The 24,417-nt window shown below is 57.9% G+C and carries 22 protein-coding genes; 12 read left to right on the forward strand and 10 right to left on the reverse strand.

Features of this window, described 5'->3' with window-relative positions; all coding sequences use genetic code 11:
* Positions 1-18 precede the first annotated feature (18 nt).
* The 12 genes from AC5I5B_RS00115 to AC5I5B_RS00170 all read left to right on the forward strand — a co-directional run bounded on the left by AC5I5B_RS00115 (position 19) and on the right by AC5I5B_RS00170 (position 13,971).
* Positions 19-999 carry an ABC transporter permease gene (locus tag AC5I5B_RS00115; RefSeq protein WP_060723840.1) on the forward strand — a complete coding sequence of 327 codons (981 nt, stop codon included), beginning with the start codon at positions 19-21 and terminating at the stop codon, positions 997-999.
* Positions 999-1,916, forward strand: a complete 918-nt coding sequence (locus AC5I5B_RS00120) for an ABC transporter permease (protein WP_112958730.1) — start codon at positions 999-1,001, stop codon at positions 1,914-1,916. The genes AC5I5B_RS00115 and AC5I5B_RS00120 overlap by 1 nt, the downstream gene beginning before the upstream one ends.
* The gene (locus AC5I5B_RS00125) at positions 1,916-3,754 is read left to right on the forward strand and encodes an ABC transporter ATP-binding protein (protein ID WP_003509649.1); all 1,839 of its coding nucleotides are present in this window, start codon (positions 1,916-1,918) and stop codon (positions 3,752-3,754) included. Before AC5I5B_RS00120 ends, AC5I5B_RS00125 begins: the two co-directional genes overlap by 1 nt.
* A gap of 60 nt (positions 3,755-3,814) precedes the next feature.
* Complete coding sequence (locus AC5I5B_RS00130; RefSeq protein ID WP_003509648.1) at positions 3,815-4,576, forward strand: DeoR/GlpR family DNA-binding transcription regulator; 762 nt, start codon at positions 3,815-3,817, stop codon at positions 4,574-4,576.
* Positions 4,569-5,858, forward strand: a complete 1,290-nt coding sequence (locus tag AC5I5B_RS00135) for a Zn-dependent hydrolase (RefSeq protein ID WP_003509646.1) — start codon at positions 4,569-4,571, stop codon at positions 5,856-5,858. The genes AC5I5B_RS00130 and AC5I5B_RS00135 overlap by 8 nt, the downstream gene beginning before the upstream one ends.
* A complete protein-coding gene (locus AC5I5B_RS00140) occupies positions 5,855-6,820 on the forward strand; it encodes a phosphotransferase family protein (RefSeq protein WP_174069896.1) in 966 nt (321 codons plus the stop codon). Before AC5I5B_RS00135 ends, AC5I5B_RS00140 begins: the two co-directional genes overlap by 4 nt.
* 49 nt (positions 6,821-6,869) lie before the next feature.
* Positions 6,870-7,805 carry a choline/ethanolamine kinase family protein gene (locus tag AC5I5B_RS00145; protein WP_003509644.1) on the forward strand — a complete coding sequence of 312 codons (936 nt, stop codon included), beginning with the start codon at positions 6,870-6,872 and terminating at the stop codon, positions 7,803-7,805.
* Complete coding sequence (gene hisN / locus AC5I5B_RS00150; protein ID WP_003509642.1) at positions 7,805-8,593, forward strand: histidinol-phosphatase; 789 nt, start codon at positions 7,805-7,807, stop codon at positions 8,591-8,593. The genes AC5I5B_RS00145 and hisN overlap by 1 nt, the downstream gene beginning before the upstream one ends.
* A gap of 8 nt (positions 8,594-8,601) precedes the next feature.
* Positions 8,602-9,993 carry an ethanolamine ammonia-lyase subunit EutB gene (locus AC5I5B_RS00155; RefSeq protein ID WP_111785482.1) on the forward strand — a complete coding sequence of 464 codons (1,392 nt, stop codon included), beginning with the start codon at positions 8,602-8,604 and terminating at the stop codon, positions 9,991-9,993.
* A 1-nt stretch (position 9,994) separates the two neighbouring features.
* Complete coding sequence (eutC, locus tag AC5I5B_RS00160) at positions 9,995-10,801, forward strand: ethanolamine ammonia-lyase subunit EutC (protein WP_080868580.1); 807 nt, start codon at positions 9,995-9,997, stop codon at positions 10,799-10,801.
* A gap of 270 nt (positions 10,802-11,071) precedes the next feature.
* Positions 11,072-12,655: a Na+/H+ antiporter gene (locus AC5I5B_RS00165; RefSeq protein WP_060723833.1), complete on the forward strand. Its 1,584-nt coding sequence runs from the start codon at positions 11,072-11,074 to the stop codon at positions 12,653-12,655.
* 251 nt (positions 12,656-12,906) lie between these two features.
* Entirely contained in the window at positions 12,907-13,971 is a 1,065-nt protein-coding gene (locus tag AC5I5B_RS00170) for a class I SAM-dependent methyltransferase (RefSeq protein WP_112958733.1), read from the forward strand.
* A 102-nt stretch (positions 13,972-14,073) separates the two neighbouring features.
* Here the strand turns inward: AC5I5B_RS00170 and AC5I5B_RS00175 are convergent, their stop codons facing one another.
* The 10 genes from AC5I5B_RS00175 to AC5I5B_RS00220 all read right to left on the reverse strand — a co-directional run bounded on the left by AC5I5B_RS00175 (position 14,074) and on the right by AC5I5B_RS00220 (position 24,382).
* Complete coding sequence (locus tag AC5I5B_RS00175; protein ID WP_003509633.1) at positions 14,074-14,319, reverse strand: hypothetical protein; 246 nt, start codon at positions 14,317-14,319, stop codon at positions 14,074-14,076.
* Between the two features lie 43 nt (positions 14,320-14,362).
* A complete protein-coding gene (locus tag AC5I5B_RS00180; RefSeq protein WP_003509631.1) occupies positions 14,363-14,710 on the reverse strand; it encodes a cupin domain-containing protein in 348 nt (115 codons plus the stop codon).
* A 55-nt stretch (positions 14,711-14,765) separates the two neighbouring features.
* A complete protein-coding gene (locus AC5I5B_RS00185) occupies positions 14,766-16,091 on the reverse strand; it encodes an NAD(P)/FAD-dependent oxidoreductase (RefSeq protein WP_003509630.1) in 1,326 nt (441 codons plus the stop codon).
* A gap of 12 nt (positions 16,092-16,103) precedes the next feature.
* Positions 16,104-16,994: an ABC transporter permease gene (locus AC5I5B_RS00190; protein ID WP_003509628.1), complete on the reverse strand. Its 891-nt coding sequence runs from the start codon at positions 16,992-16,994 to the stop codon at positions 16,104-16,106.
* A gap of 41 nt (positions 16,995-17,035) precedes the next feature.
* The gene (locus tag AC5I5B_RS00195; RefSeq protein ID WP_060723831.1) at positions 17,036-17,986 is read right to left on the reverse strand and encodes an ABC transporter permease; all 951 of its coding nucleotides are present in this window, start codon (positions 17,984-17,986) and stop codon (positions 17,036-17,038) included.
* A gap of 129 nt (positions 17,987-18,115) precedes the next feature.
* The gene (locus AC5I5B_RS00200; RefSeq protein WP_112958734.1) at positions 18,116-19,777 is read right to left on the reverse strand and encodes a peptide ABC transporter substrate-binding protein; all 1,662 of its coding nucleotides are present in this window, start codon (positions 19,775-19,777) and stop codon (positions 18,116-18,118) included.
* Between the two features lie 137 nt (positions 19,778-19,914).
* Positions 19,915-21,246, reverse strand: a complete 1,332-nt coding sequence (locus AC5I5B_RS00205; protein WP_003509622.1) for an NAD(P)/FAD-dependent oxidoreductase — start codon at positions 21,244-21,246, stop codon at positions 19,915-19,917.
* A 1-nt stretch (position 21,247) separates the two neighbouring features.
* Positions 21,248-21,961, reverse strand: coding sequence for an SDR family NAD(P)-dependent oxidoreductase (locus tag AC5I5B_RS00210; protein WP_003509620.1), 714 nt, complete (start codon positions 21,959-21,961; stop codon positions 21,248-21,250).
* Complete coding sequence (locus AC5I5B_RS00215; RefSeq protein ID WP_003509618.1) at positions 21,958-22,443, reverse strand: MarR family winged helix-turn-helix transcriptional regulator; 486 nt, start codon at positions 22,441-22,443, stop codon at positions 21,958-21,960. Before AC5I5B_RS00215 ends, AC5I5B_RS00210 begins: the two co-directional genes overlap by 4 nt.
* Before the next feature lie 301 nt (positions 22,444-22,744).
* Positions 22,745-24,382, reverse strand: a complete 1,638-nt coding sequence (locus AC5I5B_RS00220; RefSeq protein ID WP_099086986.1) for an ABC transporter ATP-binding protein — start codon at positions 24,380-24,382, stop codon at positions 22,745-22,747.
* Positions 24,383-24,417: the final 35 nt, after the last annotated feature.

A 24,417-nucleotide genomic window follows, 5' to 3' on the forward strand; every position in this document is an offset into this window, starting at 1 on the left:
TCCGAGCGGAGTGGCTGAATGTTTGCCGTGAACTTCCTGGTGCGGCGCCTTTTCCAAGGCGTCATCATCATATTCCTCGTCTCCCTGCTGATCTTCACCCTGTTGCGGGTGGTGCCGGGAGATCCGGTGCGCCTCATGGCGGGCGGCATGGCGCCCGAGGCGCTGATTGAGAAGATCGCGACTGATATGGGCCTGCGCGATCCCATCCCCGTGCAATTCGGCCGGTATATGAGCGGCGTCGTTCGCGGCGATCTCGGTCAATCCTTCGTGCGCCCGGCGAACGGCGCGTCGACAGGTGGAGCCACATTCAACGACACGACCCGCGGCGAGCGCGCAAAGGTCTTCGACCTGATTTTCGACGCCCTGCCAATGACGCTCCAGCTTGCTGCCGTTACACTGGTGATCGCGCTGATCTTTTCGGCGATCGTCGGCATTGCCGGTGGACTGTCGATCGGCAGATGGCCCGACAAGCTGGCATTCTACATTTCCTCGGTCTTCATCTCACTGCCGAATTTCTGGCTCGGCATCGTTCTGGCACTGCTCTTCTCAGTCAAGCTCGGCTGGTTGCCAGCGATCGGCTATCAGGGCTTTGCCTATACGATACTGCCTGCCATCGTACTGGCGGTCGAATTGTCGCCGGTCCTGATCCGCACGCTGGTCAGTTCCGTGTCGGGGCAGATGATGGAGCCCTATGTTTCGGTCGGACGCGTGCGTGGCCTGAGCCAGGCTCGGATCATTTCCAACCACGCGCTGCGCAATGCCTCGGTACCGTTGCTCAATCTGCTCGGCGTGCAGTTCTCGGGCCTTCTCGGCGGCGTCATTATCGTCGAATACATCTTTGATTATCCAGGACTGGGTCTTCTCACCATCAACGCCGTGCTGCAGCGCGACTTCCCCCTGATCCAGGGCATTGCCATCGTCACCAGTGCAATTTTTGTCCTGATCAACATCATTGTCGATCTCGTCGCAACCACCATCGATCCGAGGCTTGAATATTGATGTCCATCACATCGGCACTCAACACCCCGCTCATATCGAAGGCCGCAGGCCGCTCGATTGCACGGCGCATCTTTGACCGCGCCGCCTCAACGCCCGGTTTTCGCATCGGCCTTGCAATCTTCCTCCTGCTTGCGATCGCAGCCGCTCTTTATCCTGAAATCAGCGGTATCGACCCCACCAAGATGGATGTGAAGGCGCGCCTCCTGCCACCGCTTTTCATCGGAGACAACTGGAGCTGGGTCCATCCGCTCGGCACTGACCAGATCGGCCGCGACATGCTGGTTCGCTCGCTTGTCGGCCTGCGCTATTCTTTCCTGATCGGCATCGCCTCTGTTGCCGTGACGCTCATCATTGGTTGCGCCCTCGGAACCATCGCCGGATATTTCGGCGGCCGCATAGACATGCTGATCATGCGTCTTACAGACGCGCAGCTTTCAATACCGATGATCATTCTGGCGATCGCCGTCCTTGGTGTCTCACGCCCGACAATTCCCGCTATCGTTCTTGTCCTCGGCCTGTCGAGCTGGCCGGTCTACGCGCGCATCATGCGCAGTATCGTGATGACGGAGAGACAACGGGAATACGTGCGCGCAGCAAGGCTGGGTGGCTCGACCGATGCTCGCATAATCATCGGCTTGCTTCTGCCGCTGCTGCTCCCGCCGGTGATCTTCACCTCCGTGCTCGATGTGGCCCGAATGATGATTTTTGAATCGACCCTCGGATTCCTCGGCCTGGGCGTCCAGCCGCCGACCCCGACCTTCGGCAATATCATCGCGGATGGCCGGAAGTATCTTCTCAATGCCTGGTGGATCGCCACCATGCCCGGCGTGTTCCTTGGCCTGACATTGACCAGCATCAATCTTATCGGTGCGTCGCTGGAGCGCGCCCGAAACACCATTCACGGAGGGTCAGAGTGATGAACCAGCCGCTTCTCCAACTCACGAATGTCACTGTTACCGCTCGACGTGGGGTCGAGGCGAAGATCATCCTTGATGATATTTCTTTCAGCATTGCGCCGCGCGAGATCGTTGGCGTCGTTGGTGCCAGCGGTGCTGGTAAAACGGTCTTGTCAAAAGCCGTCGTCAACTGGCTGGAAGCGCCGCTCGCCCTGCAATCCGGAAGCGTGCTCTTCGAAGGAAAGGATATTTACGGCATCACTGAGAGCGAGATGCGCGTCCTGCGCCGGCGTGTCGCCTATGTTGGCTCCAACCCGATGGGCGCCCTCGATCCAACCTTGCCAGTTGGTTCTCAAATCGTGGAGAAGCTGCGTGCCGTCGTGCCAGGCACCTCCCGGCAGGAAGCGGAAAAGAGAACAATCGAGTTGCTTGAGGCGGTCCGCATTCCATCTGCCCGCAGCCGTTTCAGCGATTACCCCTCGCAATTCTCCGGTGGCATGATGCAGCGCGCCCTGATCGTCGATGCTCTGGTTACCAATCCTGCGCTTCTCATCGCCGACAATGTGACTCAACCGCTCGACGTCACCGTTGCCGCTCAAGTCATCCGTCTGATGAAGGAACTGACTTCGAGCTTCGACACGGCCGTCTTGTTCGTCTCCTCTTCCCTGCCGGTTGCCCGGGAAGCCTGTGACAGGATGCTGGTGATGGAGGAAGGCCGCATCATCGAGGAGCAGGAGACCGAGCGGCTGATTGCGTCGCCTGCCCACGCCTACACGAAGGACCTTGTCCAGCAGACGCCGAAGATCTGGATCGAGAAAAGCGAAATCCCGCGCCTGAACGACAAGCGCGAAACAGTCTTGAGTTTGCGCGACGCATCGCAAATCTACAAGGTTAGAAAGAAAACCGGCTTTGGCGGTTTCAATCACGTGCGGGCCGTCAGAAATGTCACCTTCGATGTGCGCCGTGGCGATAGCTTTGCAATTGTCGGTGAGTCCGGCTGCGGCAAATCCACACTGATGCGGCTTCTCAGCCGGTTGGAATTGCCAAGTTCCGGCCAGGTCCTGTGCGGTGACAATGATATCGCAACCCTTAGCGGAAAGGACCTTCTTTCCTTCCGCAAGAAGCTGCAGATGGTTCTGCAGGATCCGTTCGGCTCGCTTCCGCCACGCACATCTGTGGGCAGGATGCTGGAAGGCCCGCTTCGCACTCATGGATGGAGAGACGGCGCCAAGATTCGCGAACGCGTACTCAAGGTGATGGGCGAAGTCGGCCTGTCCTCCGATCTCTATGAAGAGCTGCCGATAGGGCTGAGCGCCGGCCAGCGCCAGCGGATCAATGTCGCGCGGGCGCTCGTTCTGGAGCCGGAAATTCTCATTATGGACGAGACGTTGTCTGCGCTCGACCAGACGGAACAATTCAAGCTGCTCGATCTTTTCCAGAAACTGCAGAAAGAATACGACCTCACCTACATCTTCATCTCCCACGACCTCGCGATGGTCCGCAAGGTTTGCAACCGTGTCGCTGTGATGTACCTCGGCGAGGTCTTCGAACTGGCCGACAATGAGCGGTTGTTCTTCGATCCTGGCCATCCCTATACCATGGCGCTTCTAAGCGCGATGCCGACGCTTGAGGAACGCCGTTACCAGCCGGAAGATTGCCTTCTCGAAGGCGAGCCGCCAAGCCCGATCAATATTCCCACCGGTTGCAGCTTCAAGTCGCGCTGTCCGCGTGCGATGGAGAAATGTGGCAGCCTTCAGCCTGTTCTGACTGTGCGAGGCAGCCAGGATTTCGCCGCCTGCCATCTTGTTCAGTCAGTCGCTGGCGGTGATACGCAGACACCTCAAATGGCTTCGGCCTGAACGTGGTCGCGGTCCCAGCAAGGGGATCCCGGCAGTCGCTAGCATTCAAGGTACATTTTCATGAGTTTCACGGAACATCGCCTCAAGCTTATCCTCGACACGCTGAAACAGACCCAGCGCGTCAACGTGAAGGAACTCGCCGATCATCTGCAGGTCAGCCAGGAATCAATCCGGCGTGACCTGAAGGAGCTTGAATCACGCGGTTATGCCCGCCGGGTCTATGGCGGAGCAGTTCTCGACCAGCAGGAAAGCGACCAGCCCTTTACCGAGCGTCTGCGCGTCGCATCTCGGGAAAAGGCAAGGATCGGGGAGGCAGCGGCGGCCTTGGTCGAGGACGGGATGAAGGTGTTCATCGACACCGGTACGACCACCCTTGCCTGCCTGAAACATCTCGAGAACCGCAAGGATATCACCGTCGTCAGCAATTCTCTCGCCGTCGCTGCCCATTTCTTCCACCTGCCGCAGGCAAGTGTTCGCGTGCTCGGGGGGCGGATGCGGCCCGAATACCAGGCGACTTACGGACATGAAACCGTGGCAGCTCTGAAAGAGCACTTCTTCGACCTGGCCATCATCGCCATCAGCGCCATCCATTCTGATCGAGGCTTCATGGACTTCGGCGAAGACGAGGCCGTTTTGCGCCGCGTAGCCAAGGCGCAGGCCAAGCGCTCGGTGGTCGTTGCCGACAGCTCGAAATTTGGCCGTCTTGGCTCCATTCACACCTTTGGCCTCAACGGAATCGATGCCGTCGTAACCAGTGGCGTGATGGCCCGGGAATTCTCGGAACAATTCAATCAATCAAATGTGGAAATCATACATGCCTGACGTTCTCTCCTCTCCTGCCCCGATCAATCCCCAGCGTCTTCAGTCGCTGATGGAGGCCGTGTCCACCTTCGGCGGTGGTCCTGATGGATCGATGACCCGCCTTACGCTTTCCAGAGAAGACGGCATGGCACGCGACTGGCTGGGCCGATGGTTTGCCGACAACGGTTTCACGCAGTCCATCGACGCAATTGGCAACCAGTTCGGCAAGATGACGCTGGCTGGCGCCAACGCTCCGGTGATCATGGTCGGATCTCACATTGACAGTCAACCGAACGGCGGGCGCTTCGACGGCGCGCTTGGCGTCATCGCGGGCTGTGAAGCCGTTCTCGCGGTGACCGAGCGCCTCAAGGCTGAGGGCCGAATTTCCGCCTGCAACTTTCAGATCGTCAACTGGACCAATGAAGAAGGCGCACGTTTCCAGCCGAGCCTTCTGGGCAGCAGTGTCTTTGCCGGGGCAGCGGAACTTGAATGGGCGCTTGACAGGGCTGACGGCGACGGCGTCACGGTGCGCCAATCGCTGGAAGAGATCGGTTATGCGGGAAGAGACAAGGTCGAGATCCCCGACGCCCTGATTGAACTGCATATCGAGGGAGACACCTCTCTCAGTAACGCCGGCGAGCGGTTCGGTATATTCACACGCTTCTGGGGCGCTATAAAATATCGCTTGGCCTTCCTGGGCCGTCAGGCCCACACGGGCGCCACTCCGATGGCAGACCGGAAGGATGCGTTGCTCGCCGCGGCCTATCTGATCGCCGACCTTAAACAAATCTCGACCGAGCATGGCCTCGACTTGCACACCTCGGTCGGCCGACTGGAAGTCTTTCCCAATTCACCCAACGTGGTGCCAGCCGAAGCAGTGCTGTTCATTGAATTGCGTTCAGGCTCGCCGGAGGTTCTGGCGGAAGCTGAGCGCAAGATGAAAATCAAGATCGACGAGGCCGCGCTGAAGGCCGGAGTAACCTCCGAAGTGCGCGCAATCGACCGCCGCAAGGCCGGGAACTTCGCGCCGGGGCTGATTGCTCTGGCTGAAAGTGCGGCAGCGAATCTTGGGTTGAGCGCTCGCCACCTCGATACGATCGGCGGCCATGACTCAGTTGCGATGTCAGCGGTTTGCCCGGCAGTGGTGCTTGCAGTGCACAGCCGTGATGGCGTCATTCATCATCCAACCGAATATACCTCCCCGGAAGACCAGGCCATTGGCACGCAGATTCTTGCCGACATGCTCTACAGGATCGCCTGCGAAGGCCTGCAGGCCGCAGAACTCGTCGAGGCTGCCGAATGAAGATAGTGGGCTCACCGCAAAACCCGTTGGAAGAACGCGCGGAAAATGCGCTTCTTGCATTTTCTGCCGTGGTCGGAGCCAGACCAGCCTACGCTCTGTCAACTGCAGGGGTCGCATCACCGTCATACCACGCCGTCGAGTCGAGCGGCTTTTCAGTGGCAAGCGCAGAAGGGGAAGCGCGCTATTTCCTACGCCTTGGTGCTGATGAAGTCGCCGACCTCGTCGATGATGAGGTGGCTTTTGCTGCCGGAACCCGTTTTCACAAGCTCGGCTTCTCACCTGAGCCTATCGTCTACGATAGCAGGACCCGTGCGACGCTGTTTTGCCGACTTGCAGACGGCTGGCGGACGGCCAAGATCGATGACCTTATGCAGCCGGCAAGGGCTGCCAGACTGATTGAGATGCAGAAGACAATCGCAGCCGGTGTTCCCGTCGGTCACAGATGGTCGGTCTTCGACGGGATCGATGAGCTATGGTCGATCGTCTCCGCTGGCGATGCCGATCTGCCCGACGATGCTGAGTGGATGCTGTCCTGGATGAGGCCAATCCGCGAGGCCGTTGCGGCCGCAGGCTTCGATGTGAAACCGGCCCACGGTGATCCGCAGGCTTCGAATGTCATGCTTGGCCCCAACGAGTCTTTGCAACTCGTTGATTTCGACATGGCCGCTGATATCGACCCCTATTATCAGCTCGGCGTGCAGATGAACGAACTTTACCAGTTCGAAAGCCAGATGAAGCCGCTGCTCGAGATGCATGATGGCGCGTTCACCGAAAAGGCGTTCAGTCGCTGCCGTGTCTATGCCGCGGCGGACGATCTCTATTGGGCCTTGCGCAGCCTCGTGCTGGAGCTTCGGTCACCACCAAGGGGTGTCGAATTCCTGAAATATGCGGGCTGGCGTTTTCTGCGTTGCCGAATGCTGCTTGGCCAGCCGGACTTCGAAAGCAGACTCCGGGCGCTTTAAACGCAGCCATAATAACCACGGGCTAAAAAACGATAATGGGAACAAGCCTATGAACGAATTGGGAATGGCACGATCCGATGCCGAACGGGCGCTGGAAGCCGCGATCATCCAGGTGAAACCCTGGAAAGGCAGGCGACTGCGCTACCGTCCGGTCTCCGGAGGCATCAGCAACACCAATTTTCGCATCGAGGTCGAAGGTGATGACCTCGGATATTTCCTGAAGATTCCCGGCCGCGGCACGGAGATGTTCATCGACCGAAAGGCGGCGGCGGCGGCGAGCAAGCAGGCCGAGGCGATCGGCGTCGGGCCGAAGACGTTCGATTACCTCGATCACCTCGATATAGAGATCGCGGAGTTTATCGACGGCCGCCGCGCGTCGACCCATAAGGATTTTGCAGATCCGGCGATCAGAAACGAGGCGGTGCGTGTGTACCGGCAGTTTCACGACGCCCCTGCCCTGCCACTGACAAAAACCGTCTTCGACATGATCGAAGAGCATTTTGATCAGGTGCGGGTACTTGGCGGCCACTGGCCGCTCGACCATGACTGGCTGTTCCGGTCCTATAAGCAGGCGCGTGCAGCACTTGAGGCTTCCGGGCTTGATCTCGTTCCGTGCTTCAACGATCCAATGCCGGGAAACTTCCTGATCGGCGACGACAAGTCGATCAAGCTCATCGATTTCGAATATGCCTCGAACAATGAACGCCTCTACGATCTGGCGATCTGGAGCGGCGAAATGTTCTATTCCGAGGACGTCGACTGCGAAATCATCGAGGAGTATTTCGGCTTTTACAACAAGGCATGTCACGCCCGCTTCATCGTGCATAAGGCGCTGGCCGACATCAAGTGGAGCACCTGGGCGATGGTGCAGAACAGGATTTCGACACTTGATTTCGACTTCTACAAATACGGGATATGGAAACACATGCGCGCCCGCTCGATCATCCATGATCCCCGATGGCCTCTTTTCCTGAAAGCGCTCTGATGACCAACAACGATATCCACCTGCAAGATACCGCGCCTTACATCGCCTTTGCCGAAGCGCTCGCCGACGCCGCACGCCCGCTGGCGCTTTCCTATTTCAGGACTCCATTGGACGTGATCTCAAAACTCGATGACAGCCCGGTCACGATCGCCGACCGCGCAATTGAGAAACATCTTCGCGCGATGATCGAGGCGCGTTTTCCAGAACACGGTATTTATGGCGAGGAGTTTGGCGTCAAGCAAGGCGACGACTTTACATGGGTGCTAGACCCGATCGACGGCACAAAGAGCTTTATCACCGGCTTTCCTCTGTTTGGCACGCTAATTTCACTGGCCTATCAGGGAAAACCATACTGTGGCGTAATCGATATTCCCGCAACCGGCGAGCGGTGGCTGGGGCGGCCGGGAGAAACGGTATTTGCTGGAACGCCCGCACGAACCAGCAGCAATGAAAGCCTTTCTGACGCCCGCTTCTATACGACCTCACCCGACATGTTCGAAGGTGCCGAGACTGATTGCTTCGAGCGCCTTTCCAGAGCAACGAAGCTGAGACGCTTCGGAGGTGATTGCTACATTTATGGCCTTCTTGCATCTGGGCATTGTGAGATCGCGCTCGAAACGGGTCTGCAGCCCTATGACTACATGGCGCTCGTGCCGATCGTGACGGGCGCCGGCGGCTCAATCACCGACTGGCAGGGCAACGCGCTGTCATTTCATTCGGATGGACGGGTTTTGGCGTCGGCTAACACAAAGCTCCACGACAAAGCCCTGACACTCCTCAACCGGTAATCCATTCCATGCCCTACACTACGACGATCGAGAAAACTGTATTCCGTTTTGATAACCTGAAAGTTCTCATGGCGAAGGCAACGCCAGAGCGCTCCGGTGACCAACTGGCAGGAATCGCCGCCGAAGGTCCGGTCGAGAGGCTTGCTGCACAAATGGCGCTGGCCGATCTGCCGCTCAAGGCATTCCTGGGCGAAGAACTGATTTCGTCCGATGAGGACGAGGTGTCACGGCTGATTGCTGAACGGCATGATGCGGCGGCGTTTGCGCCGGTCTCCTCGCTCACCGTAGGCGAATTCCGCGAGTGGCTGCTGAGACCCGAGACGACGCAGGATCAGCTTGAGGCGGTGACGTGGGGCCTGACGCCGGAAATGGTCGCCGCGGTGTCGAAAATCATGCGGCTACAGGATATGATCGCAGTTTCGGCCAAGCGCCGTGTCGTGACGCGTTTCCGAAACACCTTGGGGCTCGCCGGCCGACTTTCCACACGGAATCAGCCAAATCATCCAACAGATGACAGCCGCGGCATCATCGCCTCTGCGATCGACGGTCTCCTCATGGGGTCCGGCGATGCCGTGATTGGTGTCAATCCCGCAACCGATGCAACGGATGATTACATTCGCATCGTCTCGCTGCTTGACGAATTGCGGGAAAAACTGGCTATCCCCACTCAGACCTGCTGCCTTGGACATGTCACAACAGCGATGCAGGCAATGGAAAGATCCGCGCCTGTCGACCTTGTCTTCCAGTCTGTGGCCGGTTCAGAAAAGGCCAATCGCGGTTTTGGCATCGATCTGGCGCTCCTTAAGGAAGCGCATGAAGCGGCACGATCGCTCAAACGCAGCCCACCCGAAGCAAACGTCATGTATTTTGAAACAGGTCAGGGAGCGGCTCTTTCCGCCGACGCCCATTTCGGCGTCGACCAGCAGACGATGGAGACGCGCGCCTATGCGGTTGCCCGCGAGTTCGACCCGCTGCTCGTCAACACGGTCGTCGGCTTCATCGGACCGGAGTATCTCTTCAACGGCAAGCAGATCATCCGAGCCGGCATTGAAGACCATTTCTGCGGAAAGCTCCTCGGCCTGCCGATGGGTGTGGACGTTTGCTATACAAATCACGCCGACGCTGATCAGGAGGATATGGATACGCTGCTTACCCTGCTTTGCGCGGCCAACGTCAACTTCGTCATCACAGTTCCTGGCGCTGACGACATCATGCTGAACTACCAGTCTCTTTCCCATCACGATGCCGTCTATTGCCGCGAGACTCTGAAGCGGCCACCCGCACCGGAATTCGAGAAATGGCTGTTTGAGATTGGACTGACTGATCGCCACGGGGCGCTGGTTGGTGAGCCTATTGCGCTGTCCAATTATGTCCGAAACAGCGAACTGATGGGAGCCTGATATGGTAAAAATGCTCAAACCAGCAGCCAGCGATAAAACTCTGGGCCTCAAGGACATGACCGATGCGCGTGTTTCGCTCGGCCGCCATGGCGCGGGCCTTCCGACGCGCGCGCAGCTCGCCTTTCTTCTCGACCACGCGCGGGCGCGTGAAGCAGTCTGGACAAGCATCGACCGGTCCTCGCTGGCGGATAGGCTCGCTCGCCTTGGCCTTTCTGTTGTCAATGTTGAGAGCATGGCACGTGACCGCAACATCTATGTGCGGCGGCCTGATCTCGGACGGCAGCTTTCGGAAGAATCTGCGGCACTGCTGAAACATAAAAGGACGATCGAGGGTTATGATGTCGCAATCATCGTTGCGGACGGCCTCTCGTCCAGCGCAGTTGACCTTAATGCGGTGCCTTTGATCGAGGCGCTTGTGCCGAGGCTGGCATCTCTCAACCTTTCGGCCGCGTCAATTGTCCTCGCTAACCAAGCGCGCGTCGCGGTTGGCGATCCCGTCGGTGAGGCGTTAGGTGCAAAATTAACGATCGTGCTTGTGGGCGAACGTCCGGGACTTTCAGCTGCCGACAGTCTCGGTGCCTATATCACTTATGGCCCGAGGTCTGGAAACCCGGATTCCAGCCGCAACTGTGTCTCCAATATAAGGGATGGCGGCTTGCCGATCCATGAAGCTGCAGAGATTATTACCGCCCTTACGCGAGATATGATGAGCACCCGCGTCAGTGGTGTAGGTCTCAAGGCTGCGATCGCGGGGCTCCTTAAAAACCAGAACGGTTCCGCGCCGCCCAAAGAGCTAGTACTCGTTTGAAGCCCTGAGATTGCGAAGCCCTATCGAACCTGGCGTTTGCAATGGATTCCAAGGGATTTTCTCTGGAGGGTGGTAATGCTCCAGAGCTGTATAGGACAAGGCCCTGTGTATCTCAGGGCTTTCTTTCGCGTTGTAGCCGTTCCCGCCACTGGGCGTCCCCCAACCTTCGCTCAGTTGCCTGAAACTCCGTCGAACCAACAGAAATTAAGGCCGTTGCATTTTCACGGAACTCGTCATTTGATACCTGTCCGACGCGGATTGGGGACGCATATGGACGGCACGCATCTTTTCGAACTCGTGATCGCGATGTTTCTCGCCATTATCGTGCTGCACTACATCGCACACCGCATGGGCCTGCCGCCGTCCGTAGCGCTTTTGGTGGGCGGGGGAACGTTGGCATTCGTCCCCGGTTTGCCCACCATCTCCGTCAATCCGGAACTGGTTCTGGTGATATTTTTACCGCCACTGCTGCTCGACGGAGCCTGGTCGATCGCCGTGGATCGCCTGAAACGACACGTCTTCGGAATTGCATCTCTCGCGATCGGCGCAGTGCTGTTCACAACAATCGTCGTTGCGGTTGTTGTCCACTTCCTGATGCCGTCCCTGCCGTGGGCTGCCTGCGCAGCCCTTGGTGCCATCGTTTCACCTCCCGACGCAGTTTCGGCACGGGCCGTGCTCGAACGGGTGAAGATTCCGAGACGCCTCCATATCCTTCTGGAAGGAGAAAGCCTCCTGAATGACGCCAGTGGACTCGTACTCTTTCGTTTTGCCGTAGCGGCTGCGGCTGGCGGTACGTTCAGCACAACAGACGCACTTGGTGAATTCATCTTTCTGGCCGCAGGTGGCGCCGCAATCGGCGCGGTGGTCGGCTTCGCATGGGTAAAGCTTGTCCGGCATCTGGGTGACGAATATCTGATGATCGCCGCGACGGCTATTCTGTCGTGGGCCGCCTATCTTTTGGCGGAACGGATGCACACATCCGGTGTGATCGCCACGGTGACCGCGGGGTTGATTGCATCATGGCATCAGCACACGGTGCTGTCTGCAGCGACACGCATGCGCGGCACGTCATTCTGGAACGTCCTTGTTTTCCTGATGGAGGCAATGGTTTTCATCCTGATAGGACTGTCGCTACGTGACGTCGTTGAACGTGGCGGCGGCTTTGGCTCACTGGTTGGTTCCATGGCCCTCCCCGCGGTGACGGTCCTCGTTACGCTCGTCATCGCGCGGTTCGTGTGGATATTCGTATCGGATTTCGTCATCGGGTTATTTCATGGCTTGAAACTCGCTCGCTCCACACCCCTCGGAGCAGGAGGGGTAACAGCGCTGGGTTGGGCAGGCATGCGCGGCGTCGTCACGCTGGCGCTTGCTCTCAGCCTGCCGGAGGATTTTCCGGGACGCGACTTCATTCTGGTCATGGCATTCGCGGTCATCGTGGGAACCGTTCTCATACAGGGAACGACGCTTGGATGGATTATCGCGTGGGCGGGGCTCGGCAATATCGAACCGGAGCGTGCACCGATGACAATGAGCGAGGCCGAAGCCTCCATGGCGCAGGTCCAGTTCGCAACTGTTCAAGCGCTTGCCCATGATGAAAACGGAGAGCTTATCCATCCCCAACTCCTGAAGAGATACGAACATCGACTGACGGCAAGCGTCAAATATGCCGAAAGCACCGAGAAATATTCGCCACTTCTTCATGCCCACTTCGATGTCGTTCTCCAAGCTGTCGCTGCCGGCAGAAGAGAACTCATTCGTCTGCGACGCGAAGGGAAGATCGATGACGAAACACTACGAGAGCTTGAGCATGATCTCGATCTTGAAGAGCTCAGCGCAATTTCTGCGAAGGCGTGACTGGGGGTCGACTCCCAGTGCCATCTCCCAGCGAACCTTATTACTTCGAGCCAGTTTACGACGTCCCCAAACCGTCGACCATCGCCCGTGTGGGTGACCCTGGACAGGAGCGGACTACCGAAAAGGGCGATAGTCGTTCGCGTGACAATTTCGGGGCATTCGGCTATGTTACATGGTCTACGAGCATTCACTGACGCAATCAATTTGCGGTCAGCCTTTGCCCGCCAACGAAGCTTATTGGGGGGAATGCGATGACACAGCTCGACGAAACAAAACTACATTCTTTCATTGGCAAAATGCTGGGCGACCTCGGAGGAGCCTTCAGCGTTCCAACTGTCAGGATCGGTTTGAGATTGGGCCTCTTCGATGCGCTGCATCGCGTCGGACCGGTAACGTCCGCAGGCCTGGCGGCGGCCTCTGGCGGCCTTTCTGAGCGATATGTCAGGGAGTGGGCGCTGGCACAGGCTGCGAACGGGTACATCGACTACGACAGCGGTTCCGAGATGTTCAGTCTCTCACTCGAGCAGGCGATGGTTTTCGTCAACAAGGACAGCCCCGTCTATCTGGAAGGCGCTTTCGATCTGGTGGCCGCGATGATCGAGGGAGAGCCAAAGGTTGAGCACAGTTTCCGGACCGGCGGCGGGGTGCGGTGGGGAGACACTGCGGGTTGCCTGTTCTGCGCAACGGGCGCGTTCTTTCGGCCGGGATATGTGAACAATATCGTGCAATCGTGGCTGCCTGCCCTTCAGGGCGTGGAGGACAAACTGGTGAAAGGGGCCAAGGTGGCCGATGTCGGCTGTGGCGTTGGCTTCTCGACAATTCTTATGGCCGAGGCATATCGCAACGCCAGCTTCATCGGCTACGACTTCCACGAGCCATCCATAGAAGAGGCGAACAAACATGCCCGAAGCCATGGAGTGGACGACCGGGTGAAGTTCGTCGCGGCGACGGCCAAAGACATCAAGGATACGGATTTCGATCTCATCACCAGTTTCGACTGTCTGCACGATATGGGTGATCCGCGTGGGTGCGCGGGGCACATGTCGCGCATTCTCAAAAAGGACGGCACCTGGATGATCGTCGAGCCCATCGCGGGCGATCGCCCAGCGGACAATATGAACCCTATCGGCCGCCTTTACTACAATGCCTCAACCATGATCTGCGTGCCGACTTCACTTGACCAGGAGGTGGGTGAAGGATTGGGGGCTCAGGCTGGGGAAGCGAAGCTTTCCGAGGTCATCCGCTCGGGTGGCTTTACCCACGTCAGGCGGGCCTTTACGGGGCCTTTCAACATGGTGCTGGAGGCGCGGGCTTAGGAGGTTTCGCAGGTGGGGAAAGCGTCGCGTCGATATTGAAAACCTCGCGTCGCTGGCCTTGTCGGCACGGCAAATAGGAATAATAAGGCTATCGGCGACAGCTTAGACGAACAAGCCGTCTGCGACCGCGAAACCGCTTTTTTGCAAATCGCTCAGTGTGGTGTCGAGGAACTGGATCGAACCGCCATCCGGCGACGCGACCAACAGTTCATTTGCCGAAACCACCGTTGTGGCCGCCAGCAAAGCGGCCTTGGATACAAAAAGATCGCTGGTGAATACCAGAGTGTCATCGGCCCGCAACCGATGCACGATATCGGCGCCGTGCACCCCTGCCGAACCAGAACGCATCGGCACCGCAGCGTGCAAGGTTGCTGGAAGAGACGGCAGATTGTTAAGGCTTCGGAATAACCGTTGCCAGCTTGCGAAACGGCGACAGGATTTCGAGACGGCTTGGAACCCCCTTGGCGATGCTGACGATCGAGCCCGGACCAATCTTCACAGGATCGGCGTCCGCCTGCGAATAGATCGCCTCGCCCTCCACCACCACAAAGGTTTCTTCAAGTTCGCGGCCAGGGTAGTTGTAGATGCCGGGCTCCGCCCTCCAGACGGCGACGATCGTACCATTCTCGATGTCGTCCTGCCATATCTGGCGGCGGTAGGAGCCGCTGCCTCGTCCTTCGGCCGGCATGGCTGGAACAAGGTCCACATCGTCGGAAATATTGAAAATCGGCATTGTCATGAACATTCTCCTCGCTAGGTTTGATTTAGGGTTCGTCGGATTAAAGCTTGGCGCGTCACGCATGGGGCGGAAGCTCCCTGCCCGCGAGCCTTGTCGCGATATTATCGCGCAGGCGGTAATATCTTAGGGTCAGGGCTGGCGCGAAATTCATGTAGAACGGTGCGGATTTCAGCGGCTCCAGTTTCAGGGCCAATCCGTTTTCCGGCTTGCCGAGCGCCCATTCCGAAAGGATGGAACCGAGCATCGAGCCTGTTGGCACGCCGCGACCGGAGAGACCTGTCAAAGCCACGACGCCCGGTGCGAGATCATAAAAGCGTGGAACGGTGCGATATTGCATGTCCAGTTCGCCAAACCAGACATAGTCCCAGCGAATATCCTCTGTGATCTGGGGATGCAGCCATTTCAGCCGCTCGCTCATGACCTGTTTTGTATAGATCATGTCCCGCCCACGGCGCCCCATGGGAAACATCGAAGCCACAATCCGGCCTTCGGCATTATATTTATACACATAGATGTCACCACGGCCGTCGTGGATCGTCGTGTTCTGTGGCAGGACGGAAAGGCGGGTGTCTGCGGACAGGATTTGCGATGCGGCAACGAAGACGCGCTGAATCTTGAAGGTGCGGTCGAGCTTCGGCCACCCGCCCACAGTGTAGGCACCGGTGGTGAAAATTACTTTCGATGCAACGACCTCGCCGTACTCCGTCGTTACTTTCCAGCCGCCACCTGCCTCGCGCTCGCACCCTGCTACGCCCGAGCCGGTGAATATCCTCCCGCCTTCCTGGAGGACTGCCCTGCCAAGTCCTCTGGCATAACCCAGCGGATTGAGATGGCCCGCCTCCTCGTGCAGCCACCCCCCATGGAAACGCGGGCTCCCGGTCACCGCGGCCACTTCATCCCGGTCGAGAAGCCGGGTTCTGGCGCCGACCTGATTGTAGGTCTCGACCTTGCGTTTCAGCTCCTCCATCGCACCTTCATGCGGCGCGCCCATCACATAACCCCTCTGCACCCATTCGCAGTCGATCTGGTAATCGCGGATCATCTGTGAAACGCGATCATTCGCCCGCGTCTGCCGTTCGATGAGCCGTTCCGCCCAAGGTTCGCCAAGCATCTTGCGCAGTTCAGGCAGGCTGTAATGCGTAAAGGTCGGAGTGCAATGCCCGGCATTGCGGCCGGAACCTCCAAAACCGATTTCCTGCCGCTCCAGAAGAACGACGTCAACGCCGGCCCTGGCCAGTTCGAGCGCGGTAGTGAGACCAGAGTACCCGGCACCGACGATGCAAATATCGGCTTTGATGCGACCGGAGAGAGGTTTCGTCAGCGGCGCGGAAGCGGCCGTCGCATACCAGAGCGTGACGTCAAAGGGCGAGAAAGAAGCCATCAACCCGCACTCTCAATTCAGATCGCTGCGGGCATCGAGCGCGTCGCGAAGTCCGTCGCCTATGAAGTTGAAACTCGTGACGGCGAGTGTGATGGCGACACCGGGGACGATGGCGAGCCAGGGCGCCTTGTCGAGATATTGCTGGGCACCGTTCAACATGTTGCCCCAGCTTGGCAGCGGCGGCTGAATGCCGTAACCCAGAAAACTGATGTAGGCCTCAAGAAGAATGGCGCGCGCCACCGTCAACGTCGCCGCGACGATGATGGGCCCGGCAGCATTTGGCAGTAATTCCCGAAACATGATCCAGCCATTGGGCAGACCAAGCATGCGGGCTGCCATCACGAAGTCTCGCTCGCGCAAGGAACGGACCTCTGCCTCGACCAGACGTGCAATCTCCATCCAACTCGTGACGGCAATGATGACCGTGATCATGAACGGGCTCGGCTTGACGAAAGCGGCCAGTGCCAGAAGCAGGAAAATGCTCGGGAAAGAAAGAAACGCATCAACGAAGCGCATCAGGATTGCGCCGACGCGACCGCCGTAATAACCGGCAACGACACCGATGACTGTCCCGATCACCGTCGACAGCACCATGGCGAAAAACCCGACAAGCAACGAGATGCGGCCGGCATTGAACAGTCGCGCCGCGATGTCGCGCCCGAGGGGGTCCGTACCGAATATGTGGTAGCCGGTCATAGGCGGCGCAAAGCGCGCGCGCAGATCAATGAACAACTCGTCGTAAGGCAAGAGATATGGGCCGACAACGCAGGCAAAGATCATGATCGTGATCATGATGACGCCAAGAACTGCCAGCTTGTGGCGGGCAAAGCGGAGAAGCGTACGGTTCTGCCACCAGCGGAAGCGTGGCACGGCGCGGGTGGGTTGGAGTGTGGCAGCGGACATGGTCTTTCCTTCCGTTGATTGCGGTGCTCGCCGGTTAAGTCCTATCCGAGCCGGATACGGGGATCGACGAGAGCGACCATCAGGTCAGCGAGCAGGCTGCCGAGCAGCACGAGGATTGCGGAAAACATCAAAAGGCCCATGACCACCGGATAGTCATGATAACCAAGGCTATCGAGGAAGAGACGCCCCATGCCCGGCCAGGTAAAGACGGTTTCCGTAACAAGCGCACCTCCGAGGATCGTCGGGAGCTGAAGGCCGGCAAGCGTGATCATCGGCAGGAGGGCGTTACCAACGACATGTTTCATCAATACCCGACGTGGCGACAGCCCCTTGGCCCGCGCGGTGCGGACGAAATCCTGATTGATGACGTCAAGCGTCGCGGTCCGCATATAGCGGCTCCAGACGGCGATATTGACGAGGGCTAGCACCAGGCTCGGCATGATCAGGTGGATCGCATAGTCGTAGAATGACTGGTCACCGATGGTGTACATGTTGCCCGCAGGCAGCCATTTCAGCCGCAGCGCAAAAACATAGATCGCAACCAGGCCGAACCAGAAAGTTGGAATGGACAGTGCGATCATCGCGCCGACTGTCGCGGTATAATCGAACAACGTATAACGCTTGGTGGCACCCTTGATCCCGATCCACGTACCGACAAGGATCGAGACGACCGTCGATGAGATCATCAAAAGCAATGTCGCGAAAAGATGTCCGGAGATAATGTCGAGAACCGGGCGCTGGTCGCGATAGGATTTACCCCAATCACCCTGCAGTAATCGCCAGGCCCAATCCAGATACTGGATCGGCAAAGGCCGATCGAGGCCCATCTGGTGGGCGATGCGGTCGAGAGCTTCCCGCGTCATGCCCGGCGTGAGAGCAAATTGCGACAGGGGCCCGCCCGGCGCAAGATTGAGGATCGCAAATCCAATAATCGAAACAAGCAGCAGGAGCACAAGGCTCTGCCATATGCGGTGCAAAAGAAAGGTCAGCATGGGTGAGACTCCAGGTCGCATCGTGGACAGGCATCAAGCCCGTCCACGAATAGCCGTCAGTGCACCGGCTGTTTCAAAGCCGGCGCGTTCCACATATCTCGGAGCAAAGCCCCGTTTCGTGGCTCGCCTTTACGCCAGATGCCAGGTCGCAACGTTCCATGTGTCGATGCGCGTATTGACGTTCGGCTTGACGTTCTCGATACCCTGCTTGTGGCCGCGGACCGTCGCATATTGGAACAGCGGCAGAAGCGGCATTTCCTTGCGCATGATCTCTTGAATTTTCAGGTAAACCGCCTTGCGCTCCTCCGGCACGAAGAGGCTGCCGCCTTTCGCGAGAAGATCATCAACTTCCCCGTTGGCAAACTGCCAGGTATTCTGGCCCGAACCGCCTTTCGCCGGGCTCGACGTCGAACGGAAAAAATCAGATGTATCGGGGTCGGGCCCGGTCAGAAAATCGAGACCAACAATAACGGAATCGAATTTCGACAACATCCAGTAGTCGCCCCACATGACAGCCGGCGGCAGGTTGGAGATGGTCATTTCCACGCCGATATCCTTAAAGGATTGCTGCATGTATTGCTGCACCTGTTCGCGGATGTGATTGCCCGCTGTTGTCGAGCAGGTGAAGGCAAGCTTCACCCCGTCCTTCGCGCGAACACCATCGGCACCGGCCACCCAGCCCGCATCATCCAGAAGCTTCTTCGCCTTTTCGATGGAATATTCATGTTTGGGCAAATCCGGATTGTAATAGAATGACTGCTGGGGGACGTAGCTCTCCGTGGGAGTTGGCAAACCGTAATAGAGCGCCTCTATGATCGACTGTTTGTCGATTGCGGAGTAGAGAGCCTCCCGGACAGCCGGATCCTTGAATTGTGGCCGCTCCATGTTGAAGGAGAGCGATTCAATCGTTGAACCGGGTACGACATTGACAACCTTTCCGGAAAGATCCTTGGCCTCGTCATAGTGGTCCGGCGTGATCCACTGCAGACCAACAACGTCGATATCGCCTGTCTTGAACTGGGTGTACAGAACATTGAGGTCAGGGACATATTTGTAAATCAGACGCTCGACATGCGGGCCGTCACCAAAATAGTCGGTGTTGGCTTCAAGAAGGATGTAATCGCCGGCGACGCGTTCCTTCCATTTAAAGGCTCCGGTACCGACAGGTGCGTTGTTATAGGCGGCTGTGTTGCGGTCGGCTTCCGCACCGAGAAGATGTTTCGGGGTCATGAAGGTGGAAGCAAGGATAGACGGATAGGGCGCAAAGGGCTTCTCCATCTTCCAGGTGATTTCCGTCGGGGACACGACGCTTAGGTCACGGACGAATTCATGTCCGGTCTTGCGCCACGACCGGAAATTCGGATCGACGAGAAGCTCAAGTGTGAACTTGACATCTTCGGCGGTAAACGGCTTTCCATCGTGCCACTTGACGTCGTCACGAAGCTTGACTTTCCAATTGAGACCATCGGCGGAAATACCGCCGTTTTCGACTGTTGGGACCTCCGCTGCTAGCGCGGCGACGAAGGCGCCCTTCTCGTCCACGTAAAACAGCGGGTCAAAAATGCTGAAGTGGATCCCTTCATCCACTTCAATGTGGGGCATATGCGGATTGAAGACAGTGGGTTCCTGAGAGAAGCCGACGGTCAGCTGGCCTTTGGCAGACTTGTCCTGCGCCATGGCGCGGGAAAAGACCGGAAGTCCGGAAAGGACGACACCGGATGCACCAAGTGCAAAAAGGCCGAGTGCCTGGCGGCGGGTGGTATTGATAAGCGGCTTGTTCTGGTCGGACATTTTTAGTTCCCCTTGATCCGATGGTTGAACATGACGATTATTGTTTCTTCCGCCTCTTTGGGCAGTTTGGCTCCCTTCGACAGTTGCCTGCATTGTGCTTTGACATGACGGCTTGCGCTCGGCCCCGTGGCGTCACCCTAGAATCCGCTGACGAGTTTGATCTTCGAGCCATCGCTAAAGCGGCTGAACCGAAAATCATGGCGATCAACGATCGGGTTACGGCCGGTTACAATGTCGGCCATCAACTTTCCGGCCGCGGGCCCTATTCCAAACCCGTGGCCTGAAAAACCGGTCGCGACATGGAAACCCGGAATGGCGTCAACGGCGTCGATGACCGGAATGGCGTCCGGCGTTACATCGATCATGCCTGCCCAGCGCTGCGAGATTTCCACCTTTTCGAAAATCGGAAATGCCTGTTTCAGCTTCGCCAGAGCGCCGTCCGTCATCGCTTTCGACGGAACCGGATCGAGCACGCGGTTATATTCGAAGGGCGACGGCTCATCGAGATTCCAGCGACGCGGTATGCGCCATTCATCGTAGAACTTGCCCGTCAGACGCAGATCGAGCGAACGCCACTCGTGCCGCAAAGCAGGCAGGAATTTCAACGCGTAGCGGAAAGATGCCGGAACGATGTCGACGATATTCTGAAAGCCGTTTGCGATCGTATATCCACCATCCAGACGCTTGCGGATAGCAAAACCATTTGACCAAATTGCCTCTTCCGGCCCGCCCTCCAGCGGCTTTGTCCGCAGCACAGAGTTCATGACCTTGAGCTGCGGTAAGTCGAGCCCGTTATTACCCAGGAAGAGGCTGGACCATGCGCCTCCTGCCATTACCACAGCCTTGCAGGCGATTTCGCCACGCTCCGTCACCACGCCGGAGACCCTTCCACCTGAAAGCTGGAGGCCGCGCACTGCGCATTCTGTGAGGATAGCGGCGCCCCGATCGCGTGCCGCTTCCGCAATCGCGGGCGCTGCCCGCTGCGGCTCCGCGCGGCAATCACCGGCGGTGTAGAGCGCACCGGCAATATTCATGTTGGATCCAGGATATTTTGACTTGAATTCCGCCGCACTCAGCATGCGACTCTCAATCTGGTAGCCCTCAAGATTGTGGTTCCAGCGTTCGTGCTCGGCAAATTCCCGTTCATTGGCGCAGGTGAAGACGATGCCGGATTGTTTAAAACCCGTCTCCCGCCCGGACCGGCGATTGAGGTCGGCCCAGATGCGAAGCGCCTCTGCCATTAGGGGCACTTCGCGCGGGTCGCGGCGGGAAATACGCACCCAACCCCAGTTTCGGCTCGATTGCTCGTGCCCGATGCCGCCTTTTTCACACAGGGCAACTCGCAGCCCCTGATCGACAAGTTCGAGCGCGGTAGAGGTACCGATGATGCCGCCGCCTATGACAACGACGTCGACTTCTTTCGGTAATTCCGCATCCCCATGAACGGGAACGACATAAGGACCGGGCATGTCAGAAAAACTCCTCAAGCTGGCAATTAATGGCGAACTCGGCAACGGAGGCCTCGTTCGGAAGGGACAGCAGCATGGCAATGATACGGGCGAGATCCGCGGGCTGGGTCATCTGCGCGGCCGGCCGCTCGGATAGGACCGCAGCCATGTCGGTTGCCACAAATCCGGGGCAGACGGCGGTCGCGCGCACGCCCTTGTCGAAGCCCGCCTGCCGAACGGCGTGCGAGAGGGCCACGGCGGCAAATTTGGACAAGGAATAGCTGCCCGACGATGCCGACTTGACGCGCTTGCCCGAGAGAGATGCGAGGATAATCACTCGGCCACGACCGCTTTCGCACAATGGATCCCATGCGGCCTTCACAAGCCTCCGCGGCGCCTTGACGTTCACGGAAAACATTGCATCGATATCGTCGTCGTCAGCTTCGATCACGGTCTTCGGGATCATGATGCCCGCATTCGCCACGATGGCATCGATGCGACCGAACCGCTTAAGGGCATCTTGCGTCCATCTTTTTTCAGCAACCACATCATTCGCATCGTAAGTGAAGAGATGAACTTTTTCTTCGTGACCTGCGGCCCAGGAAGGCAGCGCGGGGGTGCGCATACCAAGTGAAACCCGCCAGCCTTCCTCCAAGAGGGTTGCGCCAATTTGATCGCCTATGCCGCGGCTTGCACCGGAGATGAGAGCAACGCGTTGTTCCGATCGATTTGTCATGAAAGCCCCACGATATGCCGATAGGCCCGACGCAAGATGTCGATCACCTGTTTCTGTTCGTCCTCTGGAATGAAGCTGAAGAAATCGCGAGACTGCTGCGGAACGATCTCGCGAACTTTCACGGCGAGTGCCGCCCCTGCTTCGGTGATATAAAGTTCCTGCGCGCGGCTGTCTTCCTGCGACACTTCCCGGCGGATGAGGTCATGTGAAACCATCTGGTCAATAATCCTGCCCATGGCCGAACGGTCACGCATCGTGAGATGCGCTATCACCGAAGGGCGGATGCCAGGATAGTCATCAACGAGCAGCAGGGTCGTGATTTTTCCTGTTCCCTTCGCCACATCCAGTCCCTCCAGCCGGTCATCGAGATCGCGCGACACGGCAAGATTGATCGTGCGGATGTAGAAGCTCAACGTGTCTTCGAGAACATCGAGATTGATGTCGGTCGGTGATACGGGCGGTTTCGCAGTTGGCTTATGCATGAGTTTTCCGATCGAATGGCCACAGGACAGCAGTTGCGGGTACGCTTTCCGGGCGCGCCACAGTGCAGGTTTCGGCCATGTCGTATTGCAGTTTTGTGACTATATGAAATGACAGTTAGTGGACAAATGCAACTACTTTTCCACAAATTATGAAATTTATTTATATATTTCATTGCCTTATATCAACGTGTTAAAGCGCCGTCGGACCAGGCGAAGTCCGGCGGTCAGAGCGTTTGGAATTGGCGCTCGAGACAAATAGACGTTAGGGCAAACTGCCCGGACGTCTAAATTGTTACATGGCCTAGGCCGTAGCCGCCGGCTCCCAGTCTGCGCCGGGTATGGCCGCAACGAGTTTCTGCGTATAGGGGTGCGTGGGCGATCGGAAGATTTGGGTGGGCGGCCCCTGCTCCACCACGGTTCCCTTGTGCATGACAAGCACATCATCGCAAATCTGGCTTGCGACCCTGAGATCATGGGTAATGAAGATCATCGCCACCTTCATTTCTCTTTGAACATGGGCCAGAAGTTGCAGGACCTGCGCCTGTATGGACACGTCCAGCGCAGAAACGGCTTCGTCGGCCACCAGAACAACCGGGTCGAACATCAGGGCGCGGGCAATACCGATGCGTTGGCGCTGACCGCCGGAAAACTCGTGCGGAAAACGGTCATAGGCCTGCTCGTCCAGACCAACGAGCTTTAGAATTCCAAGGGCCTTTGTTCTCGCTTCGTGCAAGGCCATTCCATGAGCCAGCGGACCAACCGTCAGAATTCTGCCGATGGTGTGGCGCGGATTGAGCGAAGCAAACGGATCCTGAAAGATCATCTGAATATAGGGCCGCAAGGATCGAAACGCGCTTTCGTCCATCGCAGCTATATCGCGACCGTCGAAGCGAATGGCGCCGCCATCCGAGTGAAGCAACTTCAGCAAAACGCGCCCAAGCGACGACTTGCCCGAGCCGCTCTCCCCGACAACACCGAGTGTCTGCCCTTTTCTCAGCTTGAAGCTGACGCCGTTCACCGCCTTGACGGTCCGGGCCTTGCGGAAAAACGAGCCGGAACTGCGGTATTCCTTTTCGAGGTTTTCCACTTCGAGAACAACGGGAGCGCCTTCGTCAAGCGGGCGCTGTGCGTTGCGCATGCGCGGCACAGCAGCAACCAGCCGCTGCGTGTAGGGGTGAACCGGGCTGACCAGAACCTGATCCGCCCTTCCCTGCTCGACGAGATATCCCTTTTCCATCACCACAACACGGTCGGCAATTTCCGCAACCACACCGAAATCATGGGTGATGAACATCACGCTCATGTTTTTCCGCTTCTGGATTTTTCGGATAAGGTCAAGGATCTGCGCCTGCGTGGTAACATCAAGCGCAGTCGTCGGCTCATCGGCAATCAGGACATCCGGATCAAGCGCCAGCGCCATGGCGATCATGACACGCTGCCGCTGTCCGCCGGAGAGGCGGAATGGATATTGCAGTCGCATCAACGACGGGTCGGGAAGGCCCACCTCCTCCAGCAATTCCAGAACCTTGGCGTTTCGGCTCTGCGGCGTTCCGGCCCCATGGGCTTCCAGGACTTCTGATATCTGGTCGCCGACGGTCATCAACGGGTTGAGCGCGGAAAGCGGATCCTGAAATATGATCGAGACCGCCTGACCGCGTAAAGGCCGGATTTTTTCCTCTCTGGCCGAGAGGATGTCCATTCCTCTAAAGTGGATTTCGCCGGAACTGACTGTGATGACCGGCGACAAAAGTCCCATGATCGTACTTGCGGTAACGGACTTGCCGGATCCCGACTCGCCGATGATGCAAAGGATTTCCCCGGCGTGAAGGTCGAACGAAATATCCTTGACCGCGTGGCTGCGCTCCATTCCCGGCGGCAAATCCACCGTGAGATGACGAACGGACAGCACCACGTCGGCCGACGTGGCTGAATGCGACATAAGTTCCCCTTGTTTTTTGTAACTTTGTTCGCGTT

It is taken from the genome of Agrobacterium sp. (assembly GCF_059499945.1).